General features: G+C 41.3%; 17 protein-coding genes and 3 pseudogenes. 12 read left to right on the forward strand and 8 right to left on the reverse strand.

The window, feature by feature from the left end; all coding sequences use genetic code 11:
• Positions 1-254, forward strand: a pseudogene (locus NWP25_RS05370) (hypothetical protein); the annotation flags it as partial.
• Positions 255-373: 119 nt separating this feature from the next.
• Here the strand turns inward: NWP25_RS05370 and NWP25_RS05375 are convergent.
• Positions 374-583, reverse strand: a pseudogene (locus NWP25_RS05375) (M28 family peptidase); the annotation flags it as partial.
• 2 nt (positions 584-585) lie between these two features.
• On the opposite strand from NWP25_RS05375, the pseudogene NWP25_RS18800 reads away from it, so the two are divergent.
• The 3 genes and pseudogenes from NWP25_RS18800 to NWP25_RS05390 form a co-directional block, all read left to right on the forward strand.
• A pseudogene (locus tag NWP25_RS18800) lies at positions 586-743 on the forward strand (IS200/IS605 family transposase); the annotation flags it as partial.
• A gap of 326 nt (positions 744-1,069) precedes the next feature.
• Entirely contained in the window at positions 1,070-3,142 is a 2,073-nt protein-coding gene (gene dnaK / locus NWP25_RS05385; RefSeq protein ID WP_280649950.1) for a molecular chaperone DnaK, read from the forward strand.
• A gap of 85 nt (positions 3,143-3,227) precedes the next feature.
• Positions 3,228-4,226 (forward strand): J domain-containing protein, encoded by a 999-nt coding sequence (locus NWP25_RS05390; RefSeq protein WP_280698970.1) that lies wholly within the window; start codon positions 3,228-3,230, stop codon positions 4,224-4,226.
• Between the two features lie 93 nt (positions 4,227-4,319).
• Here the strand turns inward: NWP25_RS05390 and NWP25_RS05395 are convergent, their stop codons facing one another.
• Positions 4,320-4,493, reverse strand: a complete 174-nt coding sequence (locus NWP25_RS05395; RefSeq protein ID WP_280649952.1) for a hypothetical protein — start codon at positions 4,491-4,493, stop codon at positions 4,320-4,322.
• Positions 4,494-4,791: 298 nt separating this feature from the next.
• Between NWP25_RS05395 and NWP25_RS05400 the strand changes: the two genes are divergently transcribed.
• Positions 4,792-5,328, forward strand: coding sequence for a J domain-containing protein (locus NWP25_RS05400; RefSeq protein WP_280649953.1), 537 nt, complete (start codon positions 4,792-4,794; stop codon positions 5,326-5,328).
• Positions 5,329-5,383: 55 nt separating this feature from the next.
• Positions 5,384-5,650 (forward strand): DUF3143 domain-containing protein, encoded by a 267-nt coding sequence (locus NWP25_RS05405; RefSeq protein WP_280649954.1) that lies wholly within the window; start codon positions 5,384-5,386, stop codon positions 5,648-5,650.
• A gap of 110 nt (positions 5,651-5,760) precedes the next feature.
• On the opposite strand, the gene NWP25_RS05410 is transcribed toward NWP25_RS05405, so the two are convergent.
• A complete protein-coding gene (locus NWP25_RS05410; RefSeq protein ID WP_280649955.1) occupies positions 5,761-6,849 on the reverse strand; it encodes a glycosyltransferase family 4 protein in 1,089 nt (362 codons plus the stop codon).
• Positions 6,850-8,117: 1,268 nt separating this feature from the next.
• Between NWP25_RS05410 and NWP25_RS05420 the strand changes: the two genes are divergently transcribed.
• The 3 genes from NWP25_RS05420 (at position 8,118) to NWP25_RS05430 (ending at position 11,015) form a co-directional block, all read left to right on the forward strand.
• Positions 8,118-9,932 (forward strand): bifunctional serine/threonine-protein kinase/formylglycine-generating enzyme family protein, encoded by a 1,815-nt coding sequence (locus NWP25_RS05420; RefSeq protein WP_280698971.1) that lies wholly within the window; start codon positions 8,118-8,120, stop codon positions 9,930-9,932.
• A 98-nt stretch (positions 9,933-10,030) separates the two neighbouring features.
• The gene (locus NWP25_RS05425; RefSeq protein ID WP_280649957.1) at positions 10,031-10,405 is read left to right on the forward strand and encodes an NINE protein; all 375 of its coding nucleotides are present in this window, start codon (positions 10,031-10,033) and stop codon (positions 10,403-10,405) included.
• A 79-nt stretch (positions 10,406-10,484) separates the two neighbouring features.
• Positions 10,485-11,015: a ComEA family DNA-binding protein gene (locus NWP25_RS05430; protein ID WP_280649958.1), complete on the forward strand. Its 531-nt coding sequence runs from the start codon at positions 10,485-10,487 to the stop codon at positions 11,013-11,015.
• A gap of 80 nt (positions 11,016-11,095) precedes the next feature.
• Here the strand turns inward: NWP25_RS05430 and lepB are convergent, their stop codons facing one another.
• Positions 11,096-11,677, reverse strand: coding sequence for a signal peptidase I (gene lepB, locus NWP25_RS05435; RefSeq protein WP_280649959.1), 582 nt, complete (start codon positions 11,675-11,677; stop codon positions 11,096-11,098).
• 280 nt (positions 11,678-11,957) lie between these two features.
• On the opposite strand from lepB, the gene NWP25_RS05440 reads away from it, so the two are divergent.
• Positions 11,958-13,547 carry a SpoIID/LytB domain-containing protein gene (locus NWP25_RS05440; RefSeq protein ID WP_390904307.1) on the forward strand — a complete coding sequence of 530 codons (1,590 nt, stop codon included), beginning with the start codon at positions 11,958-11,960 and terminating at the stop codon, positions 13,545-13,547.
• A 54-nt stretch (positions 13,548-13,601) separates the two neighbouring features.
• Here the strand turns inward: NWP25_RS05440 and bamD are convergent, their stop codons facing one another.
• Positions 13,602-14,120: an outer membrane protein assembly factor BamD gene (gene bamD, locus NWP25_RS05445; protein WP_280649961.1), complete on the reverse strand. Its 519-nt coding sequence runs from the start codon at positions 14,118-14,120 to the stop codon at positions 13,602-13,604.
• Between the two features lie 126 nt (positions 14,121-14,246).
• Here bamD and NWP25_RS05450 point away from each other — a divergent pair, with 126 nt between their 5' ends.
• Entirely contained in the window at positions 14,247-14,717 is a 471-nt protein-coding gene (locus tag NWP25_RS05450; protein WP_280698973.1) for a hypothetical protein, read from the forward strand.
• A gap of 3 nt (positions 14,718-14,720) precedes the next feature.
• Here NWP25_RS05450 and argB read toward each other — a convergent pair whose 3' ends face one another.
• From argB to NWP25_RS05465, 3 genes are all read right to left on the reverse strand, one after another.
• Positions 14,721-15,629 (reverse strand): acetylglutamate kinase, encoded by a 909-nt coding sequence (gene argB, locus NWP25_RS05455; RefSeq protein WP_280698974.1) that lies wholly within the window; start codon positions 15,627-15,629, stop codon positions 14,721-14,723.
• A gap of 250 nt (positions 15,630-15,879) precedes the next feature.
• Positions 15,880-16,719 (reverse strand): SWIM zinc finger family protein, encoded by an 840-nt coding sequence (locus NWP25_RS05460; RefSeq protein ID WP_280649964.1) that lies wholly within the window; start codon positions 16,717-16,719, stop codon positions 15,880-15,882.
• Between the two features lie 80 nt (positions 16,720-16,799).
• Complete coding sequence (locus NWP25_RS05465) at positions 16,800-20,027, reverse strand: DEAD/DEAH box helicase (protein WP_280698984.1); 3,228 nt, start codon at positions 20,025-20,027, stop codon at positions 16,800-16,802.
• Between the two features lie 464 nt (positions 20,028-20,491).
• On the opposite strand from NWP25_RS05465, the gene NWP25_RS05470 reads away from it, so the two are divergent.
• Positions 20,492-22,648, forward strand: a complete 2,157-nt coding sequence (locus tag NWP25_RS05470) for a polyribonucleotide nucleotidyltransferase (RefSeq protein WP_280649966.1) — start codon at positions 20,492-20,494, stop codon at positions 22,646-22,648.
• Positions 22,649-22,728: the final 80 nt, after the last annotated feature.

Genomic DNA, 22,728 nt, shown 5'->3' on the forward strand with positions numbered 1-22,728 from the left:
CAAAGCTCAATTCTGAACAACTTAATATTCTCCAAGAAATAGTTGAAGCCAAGAATGATGCCACATTGGGAGAAATTCGCTTAATTCTTCAAGAAAGAACAGGAGTAACAATTGGTATATCTACAGTAGACCGGATGTTACAGAAGATGGAAATTACCCTAAAAAAACATTGCACGCCTCGGAAAAAGACACTGAAAGCAGAAGTGTTGAATCCTGCAATAAAAATTTACAATTTTTGCGTTTTACCCAGATAAAGTTCGTTGTCTATTAAGAATAGAGTCATTAATTGCTCAAATTTTGTATCACCGACGCACAACTTGGACAGTCAACATTTCTGATATTCTTCTATTTAAATATTCTGTCTTAGTATTTATAACAACAACCGCAAAGGTTGCCGTTGTTGATGTAACAAGGCTGCATATTCAGTACTACCCAACAACCCGTATTATTCCATATGAAAAGCTACCAGCAGTAAAGGATATTTAGCGGGATCATCTGCAAATTTTTTGGCTAATTCCAACAATACCGCTAAACCTGTAGCATTATCATACACCCCTGGTGTTCCGGGTACAGCATCACAATGATATTAACAAAATCAAGGGGAGGGCATCTCATTTCTTGAGAAAAAATTTCCCGAGTTGCTTAAACTTCCTACTTTGTGGAGTCCTAGTTATTGTGTTACCACGGCTGGTAATATTTGTACAGAAACGGTTAAACGCTACATTGCTCAACAAAGGGAATAGCTAAGATGACTGAGGCCTAAACGCATTAACTGGTTTTTATCCCTTGGCTGAAGGACGGCTAAGTTTTTTCGCCAATATCCAAAAGTTAACCTCAAGGGGTTCTCAGCCTATTTTCTTATAAGATTTGAGGCTACTTGGGCATACTTAGCATTGTCAATGTTATCCTAGTCTTGCAACTAACTCCTCAAACTTAGACTCCTCTACTTTTTACCTTAACAATGACTATCATACCATTGAGGTGTTTTTACACCACAGCAAACAGCTAGAGGTAGTCCCGCATAATCATCATAATAAAAGTACAAGACACGCTAGGAGAAGAGTAACGCATGGGCAAGGTAGTCGGCATCGACTTGGGTACAACCAACTCAGTAGTCGCCGTAATGGAGGGTGGCAAGCCGGTGGTGATTGCCAATGCAGAAGGAATGCGAACAACCCCCTCTGTTGTTGGCTTCAGCAAAGAGGGCGAAAGAGTGGTTGGTCAAATGGCAAGACGGCAAACCGTTCTCAATCCACAAAATACATTTTTTGCAGTTAAACGCTTTATTGGGCGGCAGTATAGTGAACTCAGCCCAGAATCTAAGCGTGTACCTTATACCATCCGCAAAAGCGAATCAGGTAATATCATTATTCCCTGCCCCCGCCTGAAAAAGGATTTCGCCCCAGAAGAAATTTCGGCAATGGTGATGAAAAAATTAGTAGAAGATGCTAGTCGCTATTTGGGGGAACCAGTAACAGGGGCAGTAATTACAGTACCGGCTTATTTTAATGATTCTCAACGACAGGCTACCCGCGATGCTGGCAGAATTGCTGGGCTAGAAGTGTTAAGGATTCTAAATGAACCTACGGCTGCGTCTTTGGCTTATGGATTAGATCGGGGTACAACTGAAACTATCCTTGTATTTGATTTGGGTGGTGGTACTTTCGACGTATCAATTTTGGAGGTAGGCGATGGCGTTTTTGAAGTTAAAGCTACCAGTGGAGATACACAACTAGGTGGTAATGAGTTTGACAAAAAAATAGTAGATTGGTTAGCAGACCAATTTCTAGAAGCCGAAGGCGTAGATTTAAGACGCGAGAGACAATCTCTACAACGCCTCATGGAAGCTGCGGAAAAGGCAAAAATTGAACTTTCGGCCGTTAGCGTTACGGACATTAACTTACCCTTCATCACCGCCACTGAAGACGGCCCTAAACATCTAGAAACTCGCCTGACTCGTTCTCAATTTGAAAGTTTGTGTGCTGATTTGCTCGGACGTTTACGTACACCAGTCAAACGGGCACTTAAAGATTCTGGACTTTCACCCGTAGATATTGAAGAAGTGGTGCTAGTTGGTGGTTCTACCCGAATGCCAATGGTGAAGCAGTTAGTGCGAGACTTAATTGGTATAGAACCCAACGAAAATGTCAATCCCGATGAAGTGGTAGCAGTAGGCGCAGCTATTCAGGCGGGTATTTTGGCGGGTGAACTCAAAGATGTGCTGCTTTTGGACGTTACACCATTATCTTTCGGATTGGAAACCATTGGCGGGGTGATGAAAAAACTGATTCCCCGCAATACCACCATCCCAGTGCGCCGTTCTGATATTTTTTCTACTTCAGAAAATAACCAAAACAGTGTGGAAATTCACGTGGTTCAGGGTGAACGGGAAATGGCAGGAAATAATAAGTCATTGGGACGTTTTAAGCTCTATGGTATCCCCCCTGCGCCGCGAGGGATTCCCCAAATTCAGGTATCTTTTGATATAGATGCTAACGGGATTTTGCAGGTAACAGCTCTAGATAGAACAACGGGACGAGAACAAAGCATTACAATTCAAGGCGCTTCTACTTTGAGCGAATCAGAAGTTAATCGGATGATTCAGGATGCTCAGAAATACTCTGAAATTGACCGAGAACGCAAGGAAAGAGTAGAAAAGCGCACTCGTTCTGAAGCTTTAATCTTACAAGCAGAACGTCAATTGAGGGAAGTGGCATTGGAATTTGGTATGCAGTTTGCCCGCAACCGTCGCCAGCGAATTGATAGTATTTGTCGGGAACTGCGGGAAAGTCTACAGGAAAATGAAGATCGCCAGATTGATCAAGCCTACGCTGACTTACAAGATGCTTTGTATCAACTCAACCGGGAAGTCCGTGAGTATTACACTGAAGACGAAGAAGAAGATTTGTTTGGGACAATTCGCGACATTTTTACAGGAGGTGACAAGGAACGGGAACGGGAACGGGATTTTTCCCGTGATACCTATGGAGAACGTGATTCCTATGGCAGAGACTATAACAGAAATTACGATAGAGATTACGGCAGAGATGGCCGTTACCCTACCTACGATAACCGTTCATCTCGTAAACCCACTCGACCAAGCTACCAAGATAACTGGGATGATGACGATGATTGGTTGTAGTTGTTGGTCATTGTGATTTTATTTGCGTTCCCAATCTTCAGTTCCTATTATCAGAACCTTAAATTAAGATTTAAATAACAGAGCTATGCAAAATTTGCAGAATTTTCGCGATTACTACGAAATTTTAGGAGTACCTAAGAATGCATCTGCAGAAGAAATCAAAAAGGTTTATCGGCGGTTAGCAAGGCAATATCATCCCGACCTGAATCCTGGCAATAAAGCAGCAGAAGAAAAGTTTAAAGATATCGGTGAGGCTTACGAAGTCCTTTCTGATACAGCCAAGCGATCGCAGTATGACCAGTTTAGCCGCTATTGGAAGCAAAAAGGCTTTGTGGGTAATAAAACACCTAGACAAAACAGCTGGCATGGTTCCTCAAATGGTCGCAGTACCACTACTAAAGATGTAGATCCAAGTCAATTTTCTGATTTTGAAAGCTTCATTAATCAAGTTATTGGTGTAGGCAATCGTCAAGACAGCAGAAACGGGGGTAGTAGCACCAATACTGATCCATTTCGTTCTCCTAAAACTAGAGTTGAGTATACAGTTCCCAAAAGCCCACCGCGTACACCTCGCCGGGATATTGAAGCTAGATTAACTTTGCCATTACAAAAAGCTTATCAAGGTGGTAAAGAACGTATTCGCTTAGAAGATGGGCGATCGCTGGAAGTAAATATGCCCCCAGGTATGGTAACAGGTCAAACTATCCGCTTGCGAAATCAAGGGATTAATGGTGGTGATCTGTACTTAAAAATCACCGTTGAACCCCATCCTTTATTTAAACTAGATGGTTTTAATATATTTTGCCAAGTTCCAGTGACTCCCTGTGAAGCTGTGTTAGGAGGACAAGTAGAAGCACCTACTTTAGATGGCCCGGTTAAAATGACCATCCCTCCAGGTGTGAGAACTGGTCAAAGACTGCGTTTAGCAAATAAAGGCTACCCTAACGAAAATGGTAACCGTGGGGATCAGTTGGTAGAAATTCAAATTGTCACTCCCAAAAATCTCACCGATGAAGAACGGGAACTTTATGAAAAATTGCGGGAAATAGAAACCTTTAAACCCCGCGCTGATTTAATCGGTTAAGTGAAGTTGGTACTCCCCTAGTTCCAGTTGTTCTTGTTAGTGTCTGGTGAGAGAGGAGATTCTGCTCTCAACCCAGATATTTCACCTTTGTGATTACTCTAGATCCCACTCTTTCGTCGATGATTCTGCTGTTTCTATAGCCTTTCGACAAAAAGCATAAATGTCTTTTGATGAGAGATTAACCTGAATAAAAGCTTTATTTTTCAGTTGACGGGTGCTGGGAAAGTATTGTTTATCCCACCCAACAAACCGAGGGAAATTTTGCATAATCTCTTGAAATCCCTCGGGTTCTAAATTGGCAATTTCGTTTAATGTTAAATATGCAGAAAATCCTTCGTCTTTAGCCAGGGGATAAAAGCTAAAGGTAGGCTAAAGCAAGCCTTGGAACTTGTGATCAAATCAGGTAATGCTGACACCACGGAGAGGTCAAAAATTTGCTGATTTGGGGGAAAATGCTTGCAATACCTGAATGAGATGCTAGGCTGTATGTAGCTTCTTCCCTGTTACCCATTCATAAAAGATTTAAAATAGAAAAAACTAAATTTGAGCAAAGTGAACCAAAGCCGTGACTCAAAACGGGACAAAGGGACAAATCACCAAGACTACAACGTACTATGGCCTGTTAGGACTGCATCCTTCAGCATCGCCAATTGATATTCGTCGGGCTTATTGGCAACTGAGTAAACGGTATCATCCAGATACTACAGAATTACCTGCAACAGTTGCTACTGCTAAATTTCAGCAAATTAATGAAGCTTACGCCACTCTGAGTAATCCAGAACGGCGTTTAAGTTATGATGCCAAAATTGGCTATTCTCGGTTCGGGGTGATTCAAGCACCAACGGATTTAAACCATCCCGTCCGTACACCCTACGATTTTTCAAGATCAATTTATTTAGATGCCAATGATCGCCCTCTATCAGCAGGAGAGATTTTTGTATTATTTGTGTTAGGCCTGACCCTAGTGGGTTGCGTGTTAGTGGCCATGGCCGTGGCTGTGATTCGTGGTGAAACCAGTATACAAACTCAACCTACTCAAGCACAAATTACGCATATTTCTCCACAACCGACCCCTAAGCAAATTAAGATTATTAAATCTTGAATTTTTAGTTGTAAATTTTTAATTTTAAATTGTCAGTTGTTTTTTTGAGTATCCTATGCTTAGTCCCGATACACCTTTATATAGTCATCCTTTACCACAAATTGAACAGTGGTTAAAAGATCAAGGCTGTCAACAAGATGAGAATGAGTTACATTGTTGGCGTGTGCAACGACCCAGTTGGAAAGCTGAACTGTGGCTTGATATTGAGCAAATTACAGTCAGATACATCAAATCTGGAGAAAATAACCAAGATATCCAACGCTCCTTTAAATACTCTCTGAGTCGGGAAGACATAGAACAAGCGGTTTTTTCTGGGCCATAAAAGATTCCCAAATTTCCTAAGTTTCCTGGTGTACCTGTAGGTAATTGGTGATAGGTTATGGGAGTTGCCCATCCTCAATTACCTATAATAATGCTAGGAGATAAGGTGTGTCAGGAATTACTGCTCACACTTAAACTAACTACATTCTGGAGGGCAGGATTTTTAGCAGATTGTCGTTGGAGAATTTGCTGATACACTGCCTCGTAACCATCGGTCATGTGTTCCAAGCTAAAGTGATTCCTGACATACTCTCGGCAAACATGACGGTCTAACTGCGTTACTTGATCAATGGCATCACTAAATTCTGCAATGTGATTGCAAAGAAAACCTGTTTTTCCGTGTTTAATGACCTCCACAGTAGATCCTAGTTTCATGGCAATAACTGGTGTACCTGCGGCCATTGACTCCACCATAACTAATCCAAAAGGTTCTCGCCAAGTGATGGGAAACAGAGTTGCTACTGCACCTCCCATCAGAGCATTTTTTTGAATATGGTTTGCTTCACCTAGATATTCAATTTGCTCATTATCAATTTGTGGCTGAATTTCTTGCTCAAAGTATTTTTGGTCAACTGCATCTACTTTACCTGCTATTTTCAAATGCCAACCAGTTTGTTTAGCAACAGCGATCGCTAGGTGTGTGCCTTTTTCTGGAGATATCCGACCTAAAAACGCCAAGTATGGTGGATTATCCGGTTGTGGATGAAATTTATAACTGTTAACGTCAATCCCATTGTAAACAGTTGATACATAGTTTAACCCTAACCTGAGTTCCTTCTGAGCATTGGAAATACTTACAAAAGGTTGGTGTTTGGCATATTGAAACATTTTTTCGTTATCAGGGGTAAAAACACCGTGTAATGTGTGAACTGTTGGTGTTTTAATCAGATTTGCATAGGGTAGTGCCGGACAGCACACATGGGAATGAATAATGTCAAATTCCTCTGCCCGTTCATAGACAAAGCCCAGTTGTAGCATTTCGTATATATTTTGTTCCTTGACATCTGGATCTAGTCGTAAAGCACGGGGATGAACTGACACTAACTTTGCCAAGGTAATCGAATCTCCTGAAGCAAATAGCGTGACTTCATGTCCCCGCCGAACTAATTCATCAGTCAGTAATCCTACAACTAATTCTATACCGCCATATGCTGGAGGTGGGACTCTCTCAATTAATGGGGCAATCTGAGCAATTCGCATCACAAAACTCCTGCGATATAAGCTTAAAAACGAGATATCTTTCTGCTGTTTCAGAAGTGCCTATACAGGATTTAATTAGCACTTTGAAATAAAATTAAATACCAATTTAATAAACACATCAATTAAAATTGTATTGCCTAACTCCTATATTTCGTTTCTACCTTAGTAGGGAAATATTACTGGCATCAGCAGCTAAACTCGATGATAGATAATTAAGATGTGAGTCAATCTAATTTTTACGTTTTTATGGAAAATGCTTGGTTAATTTGGCAATTTTTACGCGAAATTAAACTGGTTGAGAAAAGTTTTTTGTAGGTTGTGCTGTGCTTTAATTTTTGTTGGTTTCACCCCACAGTAATATGGTTATAAGATATATTTGTCTGTTCATATCTGGCACTAAATGGATGGTCAGTAACAAAACCATCCACACAAAACTCGCCTAGGCAGGTTGAAAACCTTGATTTTCTGTTAGTCGGCCTAGGTGGATTACCCAGGGTAAGGCTACAAAGTATCTAGGTTTGTATGGTTACGCCATCTCTCTGAAAAGAGAGATGGATTTCAATCTCCAGGAATAGTCAGCAGGGATTGTAACCTGCTGATGACCAATTCTTAGTATTGACGATGTTAAACTTTTATGTTGAATTTATGTTCAAGGAAACAGGTTAGTTAAAAGAATCACAAGTATAATGAACGTAAGTATTTACTTTAAATTACAAAAATATAATCAGATATAGTCAGATATTACTACCTCAGTTAATGCCTGGTATTATAGGTGGATGTATTGTGGCGTTTGTATTGAGTTTAGATGAATTTCTCATTGGTAGTTTTACAGCAGGTAGCGGTTATAACACCTTACAAATATAAATTTTTATTCCCACTAGAACAGGAGTAAAATGTGATATTAAAGCTGTTAGCATTCTGCTGATTAGAGCATCTGCAATTATCGCGTTTTTAGCAGAATATATTCGTGCTTTTGATTACAAAAAATAATTGATGTTATGTACACGATTAACAGGACAAAATACCCTTGACAAATGCAATAGTTTCACAATATTATTTTTGTTGTGATCAAAATATATAATCTCAGAAATACTTGTATTTAAATAGAACCAGAAACAAAGAGATAGTAAATCAAATTTCTGCATTTCTATTTTACCTGATAAGTAGATATGCAGATGCAGCTTTGTTGAGGTTTATTTGTTTAGTATGTATTCTGGATTTGATATTATTGGGGCTAAGTTTGGATAAGATGCTACTTCCTCCTCATTATGCAAATTTGCCAAAATCCCAATTGCTCCAATCCATTCAATCCTAAAGGCAATAAATATTGCATGAGTTGCGGACAAAGTAACTTTGGCAAATTTCTCAGAAATCGCTATCGCGTATTGAGGCTTTTAGGTGAAGGTGGGTTTAGCAGAACTTATGCAACTGAAGACGCAGATAGACTGAACGATCCTTGCGTCATCAAGCAATTTTTCCCTCAGGTTCAAGGAACAATTCAACGAAAAAAAGCAGCAGAATTTTTTAAAGAAGAGGCATTTCGGTTGTATGAACTGGGAGAAAATCATACTCAAATTCCCAGATTATTAGCTTATTTTGAACAAGGTTCGAGCTTGTATCTTGTACAAGAATTTATAGAAGGGCAAACTCTTTTACAAGAAGTTCAGCAGAAACCTTTTACTGAAGAGCAAATTTACCAACTTTTAACTGATTTATTGCCAGTTCTAGAATTTGTTCATGCTGCTAATGTTATTCATCGAGATATCAAACCCGAAAACATCATTCGCCGTGACAGCGACGGTAAACCAGTATTAATTGATTTCGGTGGTGCTAAACAGGTAACGCAAACAAGTTTAGCTAGACAAGCTACGGTTATTTATACCGTTGGCTATGCTCCATCTGAACAAATGGCTGGTTTTCCTTGTCAGGGGAGTGATTTATATGCTTTGGGTGTAACTTGTGTGCGTCTGTTAACGCAATGTTTACCATCAAAAAATACCTATGGAGAAATTAATGATCCTCTTTATGATGCCATGAATGGCAATTGGTTATGGCGAGAAGAATTACACAAAAAAGGTATGACCATTGGTGAAGAATTAAGCAAAATTTTAAATAACTTGCTGAAACATTTACCTAGTGAAAGATATCTTTCAGCAAGAGAAGTTCTAAATGATTTGAACTTTACCAAACCATCCCCTATTGAACCAAAAAATGTAGAAACTTCCTTACCTGTATTAATCAGATTACCATTGCTAATAAATAAATTAACACCTCCATTACCCTCCTTAGAAACCTTTCAATTTGAAGTAGTTACAGTAGATACAGCAGGTAGAGAAGTTAACCGCAATTTTCTGAACGCCAAATTCTTTACCGAAAAATTAAATGACACAGTCACACTAGAAATGGTGTCAGTTCCTGGTGGTAGTTTCATGATGGGTTCGCCAGAGTTTGAAGGAGATGCTGACGAAGGTCCTCAACACGAAGTGATTCTCAAACCATTCTTTATGGGGAAATTTCCCATAACTCAAGGTCAATGGAAGGCCGTAGCGGCTTTACCTCAAATTAAACAACCGTTAAATCCTTATCCCTCAAAATTTAAAGGTTATAATCGGCCTGTAGAAAATATATGTTGGTACGAAGCTGTAGAATTTTGCGCCAGACTCTCAGAAAAAACCGGACGTGAATATCGCTTACCCAGCGAGTCGGAATGGGAATATGCTTGTCGCGCTGGAACTACTACATCTTTCCATTTTGGTGAAATGATTACCAGTGATTTAGCCAATTGTAACAGCAAAGAAACAACGGATGTGGGTAGTTTTCAAATCGCCAACACCTTTGGATTGTATGATATGCACGGGCTGGTGTGGGAGTGGTGTGCTGATACTTGGCATAACAATTATCATGGCGCACCTGCGGATGGAAGCGCCTGGGAAGTGGGCGGTGATTTTCATCGTCGGCTATTACGTGGCGGTTCTTGGAATTTTAGTTCGGAACTTTGTCGTAGCGCCAGCCGTAGTTGGAATGAGTCGGATGGTGGTTTGAGAATATGCGGTTTTCGGGTTGTATTGTCCGCAGTTCCTTAGTAGCGTGAAGTTTAAACTCAATTTAACTAACCTCTCTCCACCGGTGCTGTGTATCATATCCTTAAGGAAACTGTGGTAGTGGTAAGTTGACGGGGAATATGTTAACTAAACGCAAAAGTCGTAGTATTGCGGCAATTTTAGCTTTATCGGGTACTCTGACAATTTCAGGGTTACATAAGTTTTATTTAGGACAACCGTTGTGGGGTTTGTTGTATGTCTTGCTTTCCTGGACTCCTATTCCCAAGGTAGCAAGTGCTATTGAGGGGGTTTGGTATTTAGCGCAAGATGAAGCAGCTTTTGACCGTCATTTTAATTTAGGTAAGTCAGCAGTCAAAAGTTCACCACAAACTGGTGATCAGGTACAAGCAATTGCTAAGGCTTTACGGGAATTAGATACTCTCCGCCAAGATGGGCTGATTTCTGAGTATGAATTTGAGCAAAAGCGCCGTCAGCTGCTGGAGCAAATTTCTTAATTGGACATTCCCACTGTTTTCAGTCGTTGGGAATGTTGAGCAGTGGGCTTTGAGCTTGAATTTGATGTAAGCAAAAAAAATGAACTGGCTACCTTTAAACCCCAAATTGCAAAAACTCCGTGCCAAACTCCTCAATGATCCTTATTATCGATTACAGTCCGGCGAGGAAATTCAGCTAGCGGTAAAATTAGGTATTCGGATTGATGCTAATCAAGCGACTGTAGATGATTGGTTACGGCTACCTGGTTTGTCCATTCACCAAGCGCGATCGCTTGTGGAACTTTCACGCTCTGGTGTTAAATTTTATTGTATTGAAGATGTTGCTGCGGCTTTAGCTATACCTACACAGCGACTAGAACCATTAAGGCCGCTAGTCAGTTTTATTTACTATGATGAAGAATCTTTAGATTGTCCTACCCAGTTAGTTAATCTGAATACTGCCACAGTTGAGCAATTAGTTGTAATTCCTTTTATAGATGTGTCTCTTGCTGAAGCAGTAGTGCAAAATCGGCTATCAGCTGGGCTTTACCGCAACTTGGCAGATTTCCAGCGACGGTTGAATTTACCAGGGGAGGTGATGGCCCAACTGATGTATTTTCTCCGGTTTTGATACGATATCCCACCTGAGCTAATTGTCAGGAAAACATAGAGTGACACTCAACTGAGTGAATTGAATTTAAAATCGAAAATTCACCCACCCTCAATGAAACCAATGCGATCAGGAGGCCAAAAGCGAAATACAGCCCTACCAATAATATTTTTTCTTGGTAAAAACCCCCAGTAACGAGAATCGTTGCTATCGTTGCGGTTATCTCCCATGACAAAAAATTTCTCTTCTGGGATTTGTACCGCTGGAAAGGGCTGATTTGGGGGTTCGGCTATGTAGTCTTCTTCTAAGGCTTCACCGTCGAGGTAAACTTCACCGTTGGCTACTTTGAGTATCTGACCAGGGACACCAATGACACGCTTAATAAAGGCTTGGTCTTGGGGATATCCCCGACGTTGCAATTCTGCAGGAGGCTGAAAAACGATAATGTCTCCAGTAACGGGAGGGTGAAAACGGTATAAGACTTTTTCTACCACCAAGCGATCGCCTGTGTGTAAGGTAGGTAGCATAGAGTCTGATGGTATATAGCGGGGTTCAGCAATAAATGTTCTAATTAGGATTGCCAAGCATAAGGCGATGGCGATGAGAGTTAGATTTTCTTGCCAACTACTCCACCCTTTGGATGATGTAGGAGCTTGTTTTGCATCACTTTCGTGAGGATTCATAAAGATTTCAGCCAGTTGAAAAAGTGGGATGAATACCTTGTTATTTTGACGCTAAAGGTATGGTTGTGGCACTTTCACCTGTTCCCAGGGTGAATATTTGCTTTTTTTACCTATTTGTGAAAATACCAAAAATTATCCCTCTCATAAATACTCGAACTTTTGTTTGAATTAAAGTGTGTTAATTTCTGAACTAGATAGTGCTGACGCTTCTAGGTTGAAACAGGAACAAAATCTGAACAATTGATAGCATTTTTGAATTGGTAAAAATCAGATGACTACTATGAAATCTACGTTCTGGGGTTTTTCCTACACTGCACTGACAACATTTTGCTTATTGGGATTGACAGGTGCTTCAGCTGTTGATGGCAAAAATCAGGATGTAGAACTGAGAATTGCGATTGTGCAGCGATTTGGCGAGAATCCCCAGGGCCAGTTGCAATTAGAACCGACACCAGGCGATCGCTTACAGCTAAAATTTACAGCAGGTGATGAGGAAACAACCCTGGTCACCCAAAACCCAGTCAAGCTAGAAACGGTCATGGAACCTTTAGCTAAACTTGAGGTGAAGGAAGTAGTGGTTTTAGGTACATACCGCACCTTTGAGACTGCGGAAGATAGCGCTAAAAATTGGCGTTCTCAGGGAATAGAGGTGGAAATAGCTCAACCAGAACGCTGGCAAGTTTGGGCGAAACGAGATGTTTACAGTACTGCCTTACTGCGACGGTTGCTATTGCACAACCTCCAAGGTGCTGGCAAGGAAATGGCATATCTCGACACCAAAATTTTACAACAAGTGCCACGAGTCAGTTGGGAAGTAGATGGCAAGCGTTACACCCCAAATCATTTAAAAATAAGCACCAATAAAAACTTAATTCGGGTCAAGAAAGGCGAAAAACTGCAAAAAAATCGTCTTTATCCAGGATGGATAACTTTACAGCCAAACGCCTATGGTACATATACTTTAGTCAATGAAGTACCTTTAGAAAGCTATTTGCGTGGAGTTGTGCCTCACGAAATTGGTACAAATGCACCAACCGCAGCGGTGGAAGCCCAGGCAATTATCGCCCGGACTTATGCTTTAAGGAATTTGCGGAGATTTGCTACTGATAACTATCAATTGTGTGCTGATACTCACTGTCAAGTTTATAACGGATTGAGTGGAACAAGCCCCAGTACCGACAAAGCGATCGCGGCTACTAAGGGTATGGTTTTAACTTATAATAATCACCTGGTAGATGCCCTATATTCCTCTACTACGGGGGGTGTTACGGCTTACTTTAGTGATGTCTGGAATGGTGAAGATCGTCCCTATTTACGCCCAGTATTAGATGCTGCTACTAAGTTTTGGAATTTATCTGAGAAAAGTTTAGCAGATGAAACTAACTTTCGGAAGTTTATTAATCGGCGAGAAGGATTTAATGAAAGTACCTGGAACACTTTTCGTTGGAACAGGGAAACTTCTATTGATGATATTAACCAACTGTTGAAAAAATTCCTGGAAATCAAAAATAGCCCCTATGCTAAATTTGACACCGTGGAGGCTATGTCTGTAATGAAGCGTAGTAAAAGTGGACGGATTCTTGAACTCGCGGTGAAGACAGATACTGCCACTTTTACTCTAGAGAAAGACGAAATTCGTAGCGCCTTTGCTGCTCCTAAAAGTACGCTGTTTTATATAGAACCCCTCAACAAAGGCACACCCAATTTGTGGGGATATGCTTTTATTGGTGGTGGATTTGGCCATGGAGTGGGCTTAAGTCAAACTGGCGCTCAAAATTTAGCTAAACTAGGTTGGCCAAATTCAGAAATTTTGGAATTTTATTATCCCGACACTAAAATTACAAGTCTCAGCAAGGATATCAAGTTTTAGAAGTTGATTAAACCTTAAAAACTTGGTTTTTACCAATTATCATGGGCGGATTGACTAAAAACTCAACCAAGCTAAGTAGGAGAGTGTTGACACAATTACAATTAGTGCCGCCCAAATAAAGCGATTATCTTTAGTATTCACCTGACTGAGGTCAACTAATTCTAGTTCAGTAGGTGCTTTGGGAGTAGATTTCCCAGTATTACCAACTGCACGCATCTTGGTCTCATTATCAGACAATGTGCCTAAATCTGGGATTTCGGTCATCCATTCACTGGGGCGTTGGAGTTTTGGCGCTTTTAAAATATAAAGTAAACGCTTTGCCTGTTTACTAGTCTCTGGGAAAGGATGGCGTTGAAGTTGTTCACAAAGGGCGATGGCTTCTTCAGTGCGTGCAGCTGCTTCATAGGCTGTTACCAGCCAAATTTGAACTTCACCCCCAAGGCGAGAATTGGGAGATAACAAGGCGGTAGCTTTTTCCAAATTTTCCACAGCCTCTCGATATTTCCCATTTTCAAAGTTAAGTTTTCCAGTCTGATAAAGACTTCTGCCAATTTCTAAACTTTCTGTACTCACGTTTTACACACCAATCAGCACTGCTTTAATTTTGTCTCTGTCAGCAATATTGTCAAATTTCAACCAAGTCGCTGCGGCTATTTTATTGATTAAAATTCAGGTAATCAAATGCAAGTGAGGAAAAATATGCTGAAGATAAGGCATTTATCACTGAATTTGTTGGGGACGGGTATAATTTGCTGTGTAATCAGCCATACAATTACCCTAGCTGCTGCCCAAGGCCTAATGATAACGAATAACCCTGCTAAAGTCACTCAGCCGGCTGCTGTTGGTTCTTTGATATATGGTAGTCCAATTCCTATCCCTATGCCTGTAGATCCAAGGACAGGGTTAATCAGAAGCCGCAGCGATGGCGACTATCACTCCTATCCTATAATCATCCCCAGTGTGAATGGTAATTTTGGCTTGACTAATCAAACTTCAATTAATCCCATTAATCCCATAATTCGTAACTCACCCCTGGTGAATCCAGTGATGATTAATAATTCACCTTACAGTGTACGATCCATAAGGCGATCGCGAGTGAGGATTAATCATTCACGGCAGCGTACAAGATCCGCAGGGCGATCGCGGCTAACTCCTAAATATCCTAGGTAAAAGTTAGATTTGCTGTTTTTGCGACAACTGAGAACCGAGTATCATACTGCCAATACCACCATCAGTAAAGATTTCTAGTAGTAGGGCGTGGGGAATACGACCATCAATGATGTGTGCTGCACTTACGCCTTGGGCAAGCGATCGCACACAACAATTCACCTTTGGAATCATACCACCGCTGACAATACCATTGGCAACGAGTTCGCGAGCTTGGCAAATATCTATTTTAGGAATCAAGGTAGACGGGTCTTTGTAATCTCTGAGAATTCCTGGTGTGTCAGTTAGTAAAATTAACTTTTCTGCACCCAAGGCGGCGGCGATTTCCCCAGCTACGGTGTCAGCGTTAATGTTGTAAGCTTGTCCGTTGTGGTCTGTGGCTACGCTAGAGACTACGGGAATATAGCCATTACTAGAGAGAGTTTCCAAAACTTTGATATTGACAGTACTGACTTCTCCCACAAAGCCAATACCTTCTTGATCTTGGGGACGAGCTGTAATCAAGTTCCCATCTTTACCACACAGTCCTACCGCTAAACCCCCAGCCCGGCTAATCAGGGAAACAATTTCTTTATTGACTCGACCCACTAAAACCATTTCCACTACGTCCATAGTGGGAGTATCTGTGACTCGCAGACCATTTTTAAATTGTGCTTCAATACCTAGTTTATCCAACCAACTATTTATTTCTGGGCCACCGCCATGTACAAGAATAGGACGCAGGCCGACACAGGATAAAAAGACAATATCCCGTATTACTTTGTCCTTGAGGGTGCTATCTTTCATAGCCGCACCACCATATTTGACAACAACAGTGCGACCGACAAATTGTTGGATGTAAGGTAGTGCTTCGCTCAGTACACGTACACGAGTAGCTTCCGTTTGCCGGATGTATTCCGAATCGTTTTCCATCACCAGGAACTGTTAAGATTTAAAACTTATTTAGCCAGTTTAAAAGAATTTGGAACCTGCAACAATCTCCTAGCTAGACCTGTTGGTAAAATGGGACATTAGTTATGTTTTTTCTCTGTGTCGCGCCAATTGGTCTCTCCTTCAAAGCAGCTTCGCTAACAAGTCGGGAAACCCGCCCAAGACATTGGCTTCTAAGTACCCCTGTGGTTCGTTATGGAAAGTTTAAGTAACTTGACATAAGGAAAAAAGTAACCTAGGCTAAAGGTTCTATGCTCATGGCTGCTAAAATTGCTTGCTGACTTACGTGTTTATATAAAGCATCTAAATATTTGGTTACCACATCGCCAGAAGTTAAGCTTACCGTACTTTCTTCTGTTTTTGCCAAAGGAATTGTTCCCAAGACATCTAACACGGTTTCGCTGCTCGAAGGTGCAATCACAACTAAAGAAGACTCCAGTGGTTCATGATATTGCCAAAAACAAGCAAGGTTGACGGCTGATTGGGTCTGGGTCTGGGTTTGGTTAATCTCGGGTGTTTGAGGTGCGGTCACTTCAACTTTAGCACCGCGTAATTGACGTAGATCACTGATAATCTGCTCCTTGGTGCGTCCCCGTAATTGAAACAGCACAAAGGGGTCTTCACTAAAGCGATCGCCTAACTGATAGTATACTGCACCAATATGTTTACAAGGATTTGCTTTATCAGGACAAGAACATTTACTGTGAACATCAGAGAGTGTAAAAGGAAATAAAGACAAACCATTGGCTGTGAAAACTTCCTCAATATTTTGCGGCATTTCCCCTGCTAACAACTTGGCGGCAAAAATTGCTCTTTGGGACATTGTTTCAATTACATAACCCCACTCTTCCTCACTAAAATGGTCAAGGGCAAGAGAAACTTTATAAGGTTCAGGTTCACTACCTTGTACTTTAGCTAATACTTTTGTTCCCTTAAACTCAATCTTGAGTACATTTCCCTGGCGAGCATAGTTTCTAGCACGTTCCAAACGCTTTTTAAAACGATAAGAATCTAATAATTCTAGCCACTTTTGTGACCACCATTCACGGCTTGCTTGCAAAGTCTCATTATTCATAATTCCTACTTCGTAATTTTTAGAGCAATTTCCACCCTTGTGTAATTCACTCAGAGAAAATCTGCTGTAATTTTTAGTTTCTAGTCTTCTTCAATTATGGCACTGCGATCAAGTATGAGTAGGTTACGCAATTGATCTGTATCCATTTCCGTTAGCCACTCTTCACCGACACCAACTACTTGTTCGGCTAATTGTTTTTTACTTTCAATCATGTCATGAATTTTTTCTTCTAATGTACCATTACAGACAAATTTATGTACTTGGACATTTCGGGTTTGACCAATGCGAAATACTCTGTCAGTAGCTTGATTTTCTACTGCGGGATTCCACCATCTGTCAAAGTGAAATACGTGATTAGCTCTGGTTAAATTCAATCCTACTCCACCTGCTTTTAAAGAAAGAATCATAATCGGAGGACCTTGAGGATCGTGTTGGAAACGCTCAATCATTTCCTCTCGTTGTTTTTTACTGGTACTACCATACAAAAAGAAGATTTCTTCCCCAAGGTTTTTTTGTAAATGAGGTTGTAATAACTTACCCCATTCAGCAAATTGGGTGAAAATTAAAGCTCTGTCTCCTTCTTCTAAAGCCACGGTTAACATTTCTTCTAGCCGTTGCAGTTTAGCGGAACTATGTTGTTGCAGTGAGTCTAGTTTCAAATATTGAGCTGGGTGATTACAGATTTGTTTCAGTTTGATGAGTAAAGCTAAAATCATGCCACGACGTTGTAAACCTGAGCCAGAGTCAATTTCTGCTAAGGATGCTTCCACTACTTGTTGATAAAGTGCAGCTTGTTCAGGAGTGAGACCACAAAAAACTGTCATTTCTTGCTTCTCTGGCAAATCTTGAATAATGTCTTGATCTGTTTTCAGACGGCGCAAAATAAATGGTTGTACCAAAGCCCGCAACTGATTTAAAGATGCGGTATCACCATACTTTTGAATTGGTATAGCAAACCGTCTCTGAAAAAATTGGCGATTTCCCAAATACCCAGGATTGAGGAAATCGAGAATAGACCACAATTCTTGGAGTTTATTTTCTACTGGTGTCCCTGTTAGAGCTATACGAAACGTAGTTTTTAATTCCCTGACGGCCTGGGATTGTTTAGCTTCAGGATTTTTCACATTCTGAGCTTCATCTAATACCACCACCTGCCAATCAACAGTTTGCAAAGTTTTAATATCCCGGTGGATAAGTGAGTAACTGGTAATAATTACATGATGTTTTTTGACTGCTTCCGTAAATGCTTTACTTTTCAGACGTTTATCGCCCTGGTGCTGTAAAACCTTGAGGCTAGGAGCAAATTTTTTAATTTCCCGTTCCCAGTTACCTAAAATAGAAGTCGGACAAACAAGTAATGTGGGATTTTTTAGTGCATCCTGTTCCTTGAGATGGAGTAGAAAGGCAATGAGCTGAATGGTTTTTCCCAGTCCCATATCATCTGCGAGACAAGCACCCAAGCCCCAACGTTCCAAGAAAGCTAGCCAAGCGACACCTCTTTGTTGATAAGGTCGCAATTGTCCTTGAAAATTGTTGGGTGTTGGTAGGGGTGCGTAGGCCGTATGGTTACTTGTGAGCGCGCCAATTAATTCTTGCAATGTCCCCGATGCTTCAAAGCTGACCACGGGTAATTTTTCAATTACCTGGGTATCTCCAGAACTAAGACGTAAAGCATCTTCCAACGAAAGTGTCATTTGGTCTTTACGAGCAGCAAAAAACGCCTTTGCAGTTTTAATATCTTGGGGTCGCAATTCCACCCACTCGCCATTAATTTCTACCAGTGGGCTATTTAAGGCTACAAGTTTATTAAACTCGGTTTCAGAAATTGTCTGTCCACCAATTGCCAATTGCCATTGAAAATTCAGTAGACTCTGTAAACCCAAGGATCCCTGTTTTTTATGTTCGGTTTCAGCGTTAATTTTTAAGCCCAAACGATTTGCCCATCCTTCACGGTGAGCCAAACTAGGAGGCAAAATCACTCCCAAGCCACTATCTTCAAATCGCCAAGCCACGGACTTAATAAATTCATATGCCTGTAATGGGTTGAGGCGACAAGATTGGGGATATTCTGTTTCTAAACTGGTTGCCAGAACTGGATACAACCTGGAAGCTAACCCCAATCCCCGCAATAATGTTTCTTGGGGTTGATCAATGGTACGACCTTGATAAACTAATTGTTCAACTGGGTGATTCCAAACAGTTAGTGTATCCACCAAAAAATCGGGGTCATCGGCGGCTTGCAGAAAATATGCCAACAGCCAATCTGTTCTGCCAGATGCAGGCGGAAGCAGTTGAAAACAGCTGCGAAATAACGCTTTTCCCACCAGTTGGTATTGCAAAGGCATAGTCCAAGCTTTGAGCGTTGCTTCCAGTCTTTCTACTTCCATGGTATCTGCACTCACTGTGTTAGATGCATTAGTTAAACCTTGTAGCCACTGTCGCACTGCAAATGCTAAAGATGCCATCACCCTGGGTTCTAGTGGTGTTTGAGAAGTTACCATTCGCCTCACTTGGGCATCAATGGTACTGTTGAGAAATCCTAATAATAATTCCTGTGGTTCAGTTGGCAAGTCCACTGCTAAGTATTTTTCTACCAACTCAGTGCTTTGTTGATAAGTACAACAAGCCAATGGCATCTTTGCGGAAAATTTTTCTAGGCGGGTTCCGTCTACAGCACTGTCTAAGAGAACTTGCCACTTAGCAAAAGTAGAACTATCCGATTGCCGTTGGATAGTTGGCAAGAACTTAGACCGCGAGATTAAATCCCAACTCCAACGGGCAACCTGTGACCAAAAACGTAAGTCGCCACCGAACAAAGCATGTCCCTCCTTAGCAGCATTCAAGGGAACAGCAGCCAGAAATTTTATGGCTTCAGTTGGGTTGAGACAAAAACCTTCGACTCGCCATGGTTGAAGATATTGGGGTGAGTTGATTTCAGATTCAAGGCTAGCAGAGTGTAAAGGCGCAATAAATTCTATTTCTTGGTGATGATTTTCTTGAATATGAGTTGGTAAAGCAATGATTTGACAGTGCGTTGGCAAGGTGAGTTTAATAGCACTTTTAACTTTAGCAGTGCCCTTAGTGGCAGTTACAGCAACTTGGTTTGGCTGTATTAAGTTGGCAATGACGATGTTATGAGAAACCATCCATTCACTCAACTCAACTGGTGTCATTGCCAATGGATGTAGTGGTATATCCTGGGATGCACTAGGCTCAAAGTTTACTCGTGATGAACGCCAAGTTTCACCCCAAATAAATAAACAACTATGATCATTTTTTACTAACCAATTACCGTGTAAAATTGCCATTTGCTAATTACTCAAATTTTGTTTTAATTAAAGTATTAAATTGTCGATTTTGTAATTTTAAGTTTTATCAATAAAAATAATTATTTATCAAGTTTTTACCCTAGGGATAATATACAAACAGGGTAAGTGAAAACCCTGCCACTCTTGGATCCAGTACGGTCTTTTAGGTAAGCAATAATGAATAACTGGCGGGGCGGTTTTTTGATTCATCATCTTTTATTATACAACCTGGGTTATGGAGTCAGGGTAGAAGAGGGTTATTGACAACTGCTTGACAGGTAGGGTCTTTCCTCAACCTCCACAGCTAGCAAACGTTTTTCCTACCGTCCATTAAAAAATATTTAAACTCTTGTAATCCTTTGAATAACTTGTTTATCTTTGTGTGTACCAGAAGTCAGTCTGAAAGCATAAATGTTAGGATTGCCACATAAAGAGAATAGCGAAAGAGAAGGAAAAAAAACTGAATGGCAGAAGTTGATAAGTCAATATCCTTCGATGGCAGGGATATTCGACTGAAGGTAGGCTTACTAGCTCCCCAGGCTGGTGGGTCAGTTTTGATCGAATCAGGGGACACATCTGTTTTAGTGACGGCTACACGCTCCAAGAGCAGAGAAGGAGTTGATTTTCTTCCCTTGACAGTAGATTATGAGGAAAGACTGTATGCCGCAGGTAGGATTCCTGGAGGAATCATGCGTAGAGAAGGTCGTCCACCCGAAAAAACAATTCTTACTAGCCGTCTGATCGACCGTCCCATGAGGCCTTTATTTCCTTCATGGCTACGAGATGACCTGCAAATTATCGCCCTTACCCTGTCAATGGATGAGTTGGTACCACCTGATGTACTAGCAGTGACCGGGGCTTCCATTGCTACCCTGATGGCAAAAATTCCTTTTAATGGGCCAATGGCAGCAGTGCGGGTTGGGTTGGTGGGAGATGATTTTATTATTAATCCCACCTATGCAGAAACTGAAAACGGAGACTTGGATCTGGTAGTGGCTGGTTCACCCCACGGTGTCATCATGGTGGAGGCCGGAGCTAATCAATTGCCAGAGCAAGATATTATTGAAGCAATTGATTTTGGTTACGAAGCTGTAAGAGATTTAATCAAGGCCCAGGAAGATTTGTTAGCGGAAATCGGGTTGCAAATTGTGCAAGAAGCACCACCAGAAGTAGACCTGACTTTGAGTGATTATATCCGCGATCGCGCCAGCGATGATATTAAGAAAATCCTGTCTCACTTTGACTACACCAAAGCCGAACGGGATGAAGCTTTGGAGGCTGTTAAGGAGCAAATTGCTGGTGGAATAGAAGAATTGCCAGAAGAACATCAAGTTAAAGCTGCGGCAGTTGACAACACCAAAGCGGTTGGTAACACCTTTAAAGATATCACTAAGCATTTGATGCGCCGTCAAATCATTGAGGACAACGTTCGCGTTGATGGTCGCAAACTCGATGAAGTGCGTCCTGTTTCTTGCCAAGTTGGTGTATTACCCCGGCGAGTCCACGGCAGTGGTTTATTTAACCGGGGGTTAACCCAAGTATTATCCACTTGTACTCTTGGTACTCCTGGAGATGCCCAAAATCTCACAGATGACTTGCAAACAGACCAATCCAAACGTTACCTACATCATTACAACTTCCCGCCTTTCTCCGTTGGCGAAACTAAACCTATGCGTTTTCCGGGGAGGCGCGAAATTGGTCATGGTGCTTTAGCGGAGCGAGCCTTGGTACCTGTGCTACCACCAAAAGAACAATTCCCCTACGTAATTCGGGTGGTATCAGAAGTACTTTCTTCCAACGGTTCCACTTCTATGGGTTCGGTGTGCGGTTCCACGTTATGTTTGATGGATGCCGGTGTACCAATTACCAAACCTGTGAGCGGTGCGGCAATGGGTTTGATTAAAGAAGATGACGAAGTGCGAATTCTCACAGACATTCAAGGCATTGAGGACTTTTTGGGGGACATGGACTTTAAAGTTGCCGGGACAGATGCTGGTATTACCGCCTTGCAAATGGATATGAAAATCTCTGGCCTTTCATTAGAGATCATTGCCCAAGCTATCCACCAAGCTAAATCAGCGCGGTTGCATATTCTGGACAAAATGCTGGAGACCATCCAAGAACCACGGGTTGAGACTTCACCCTATGCGCCACGTCTACTGACCATCAAAATTGATTCAGACATGATTGGTTTGGTCATTGGCCCTGGAGGTAAAACAATCAAGGGCATTACTGAGGAAACTGGTGCTAAGGTTGACATTGAAGACGATGGTACAGTGACAATTTCTGCTGTGGATGAGAGCAAGGCGAAAAAAGCCCGTAACATCATTCAAGGCATGACTCGTAAGTTGAATGAAGGTGATGTTTATGTGGGGCGTGTGACTCGCATTATCCCCATTGGTGCATTTGTTGAATTTCTGCCGGGTAAAGAAGGCATGATTCACATTTCTCAATTAGCTGACTATCGCGTTGGCAAAGTTGAAGATGAGGTGGCTGTTGGGGATGAAGTGATTGTCAAGGTCAGAGAAATTGACAATAAAGGACGGATTAATCTCACACGTTTGGGTATTCACCCAGACCAGGCAAGTGCGGCACGGGAAGCTGCGATGGTGAATCGATAAATCGATTGGGGATTTTAGATTTTTATCTAAAATCCACGATGCCTGGTTGTAATGTATTGCGCTAATTTTGTGAACTTGAA

It is taken from the genome of Umezakia ovalisporum Ak1311 (assembly GCF_029891685.1).
Lineage (GTDB): Bacteria > Cyanobacteriota > Cyanobacteriia > Cyanobacteriales > Nostocaceae > Umezakia > Umezakia ovalisporum.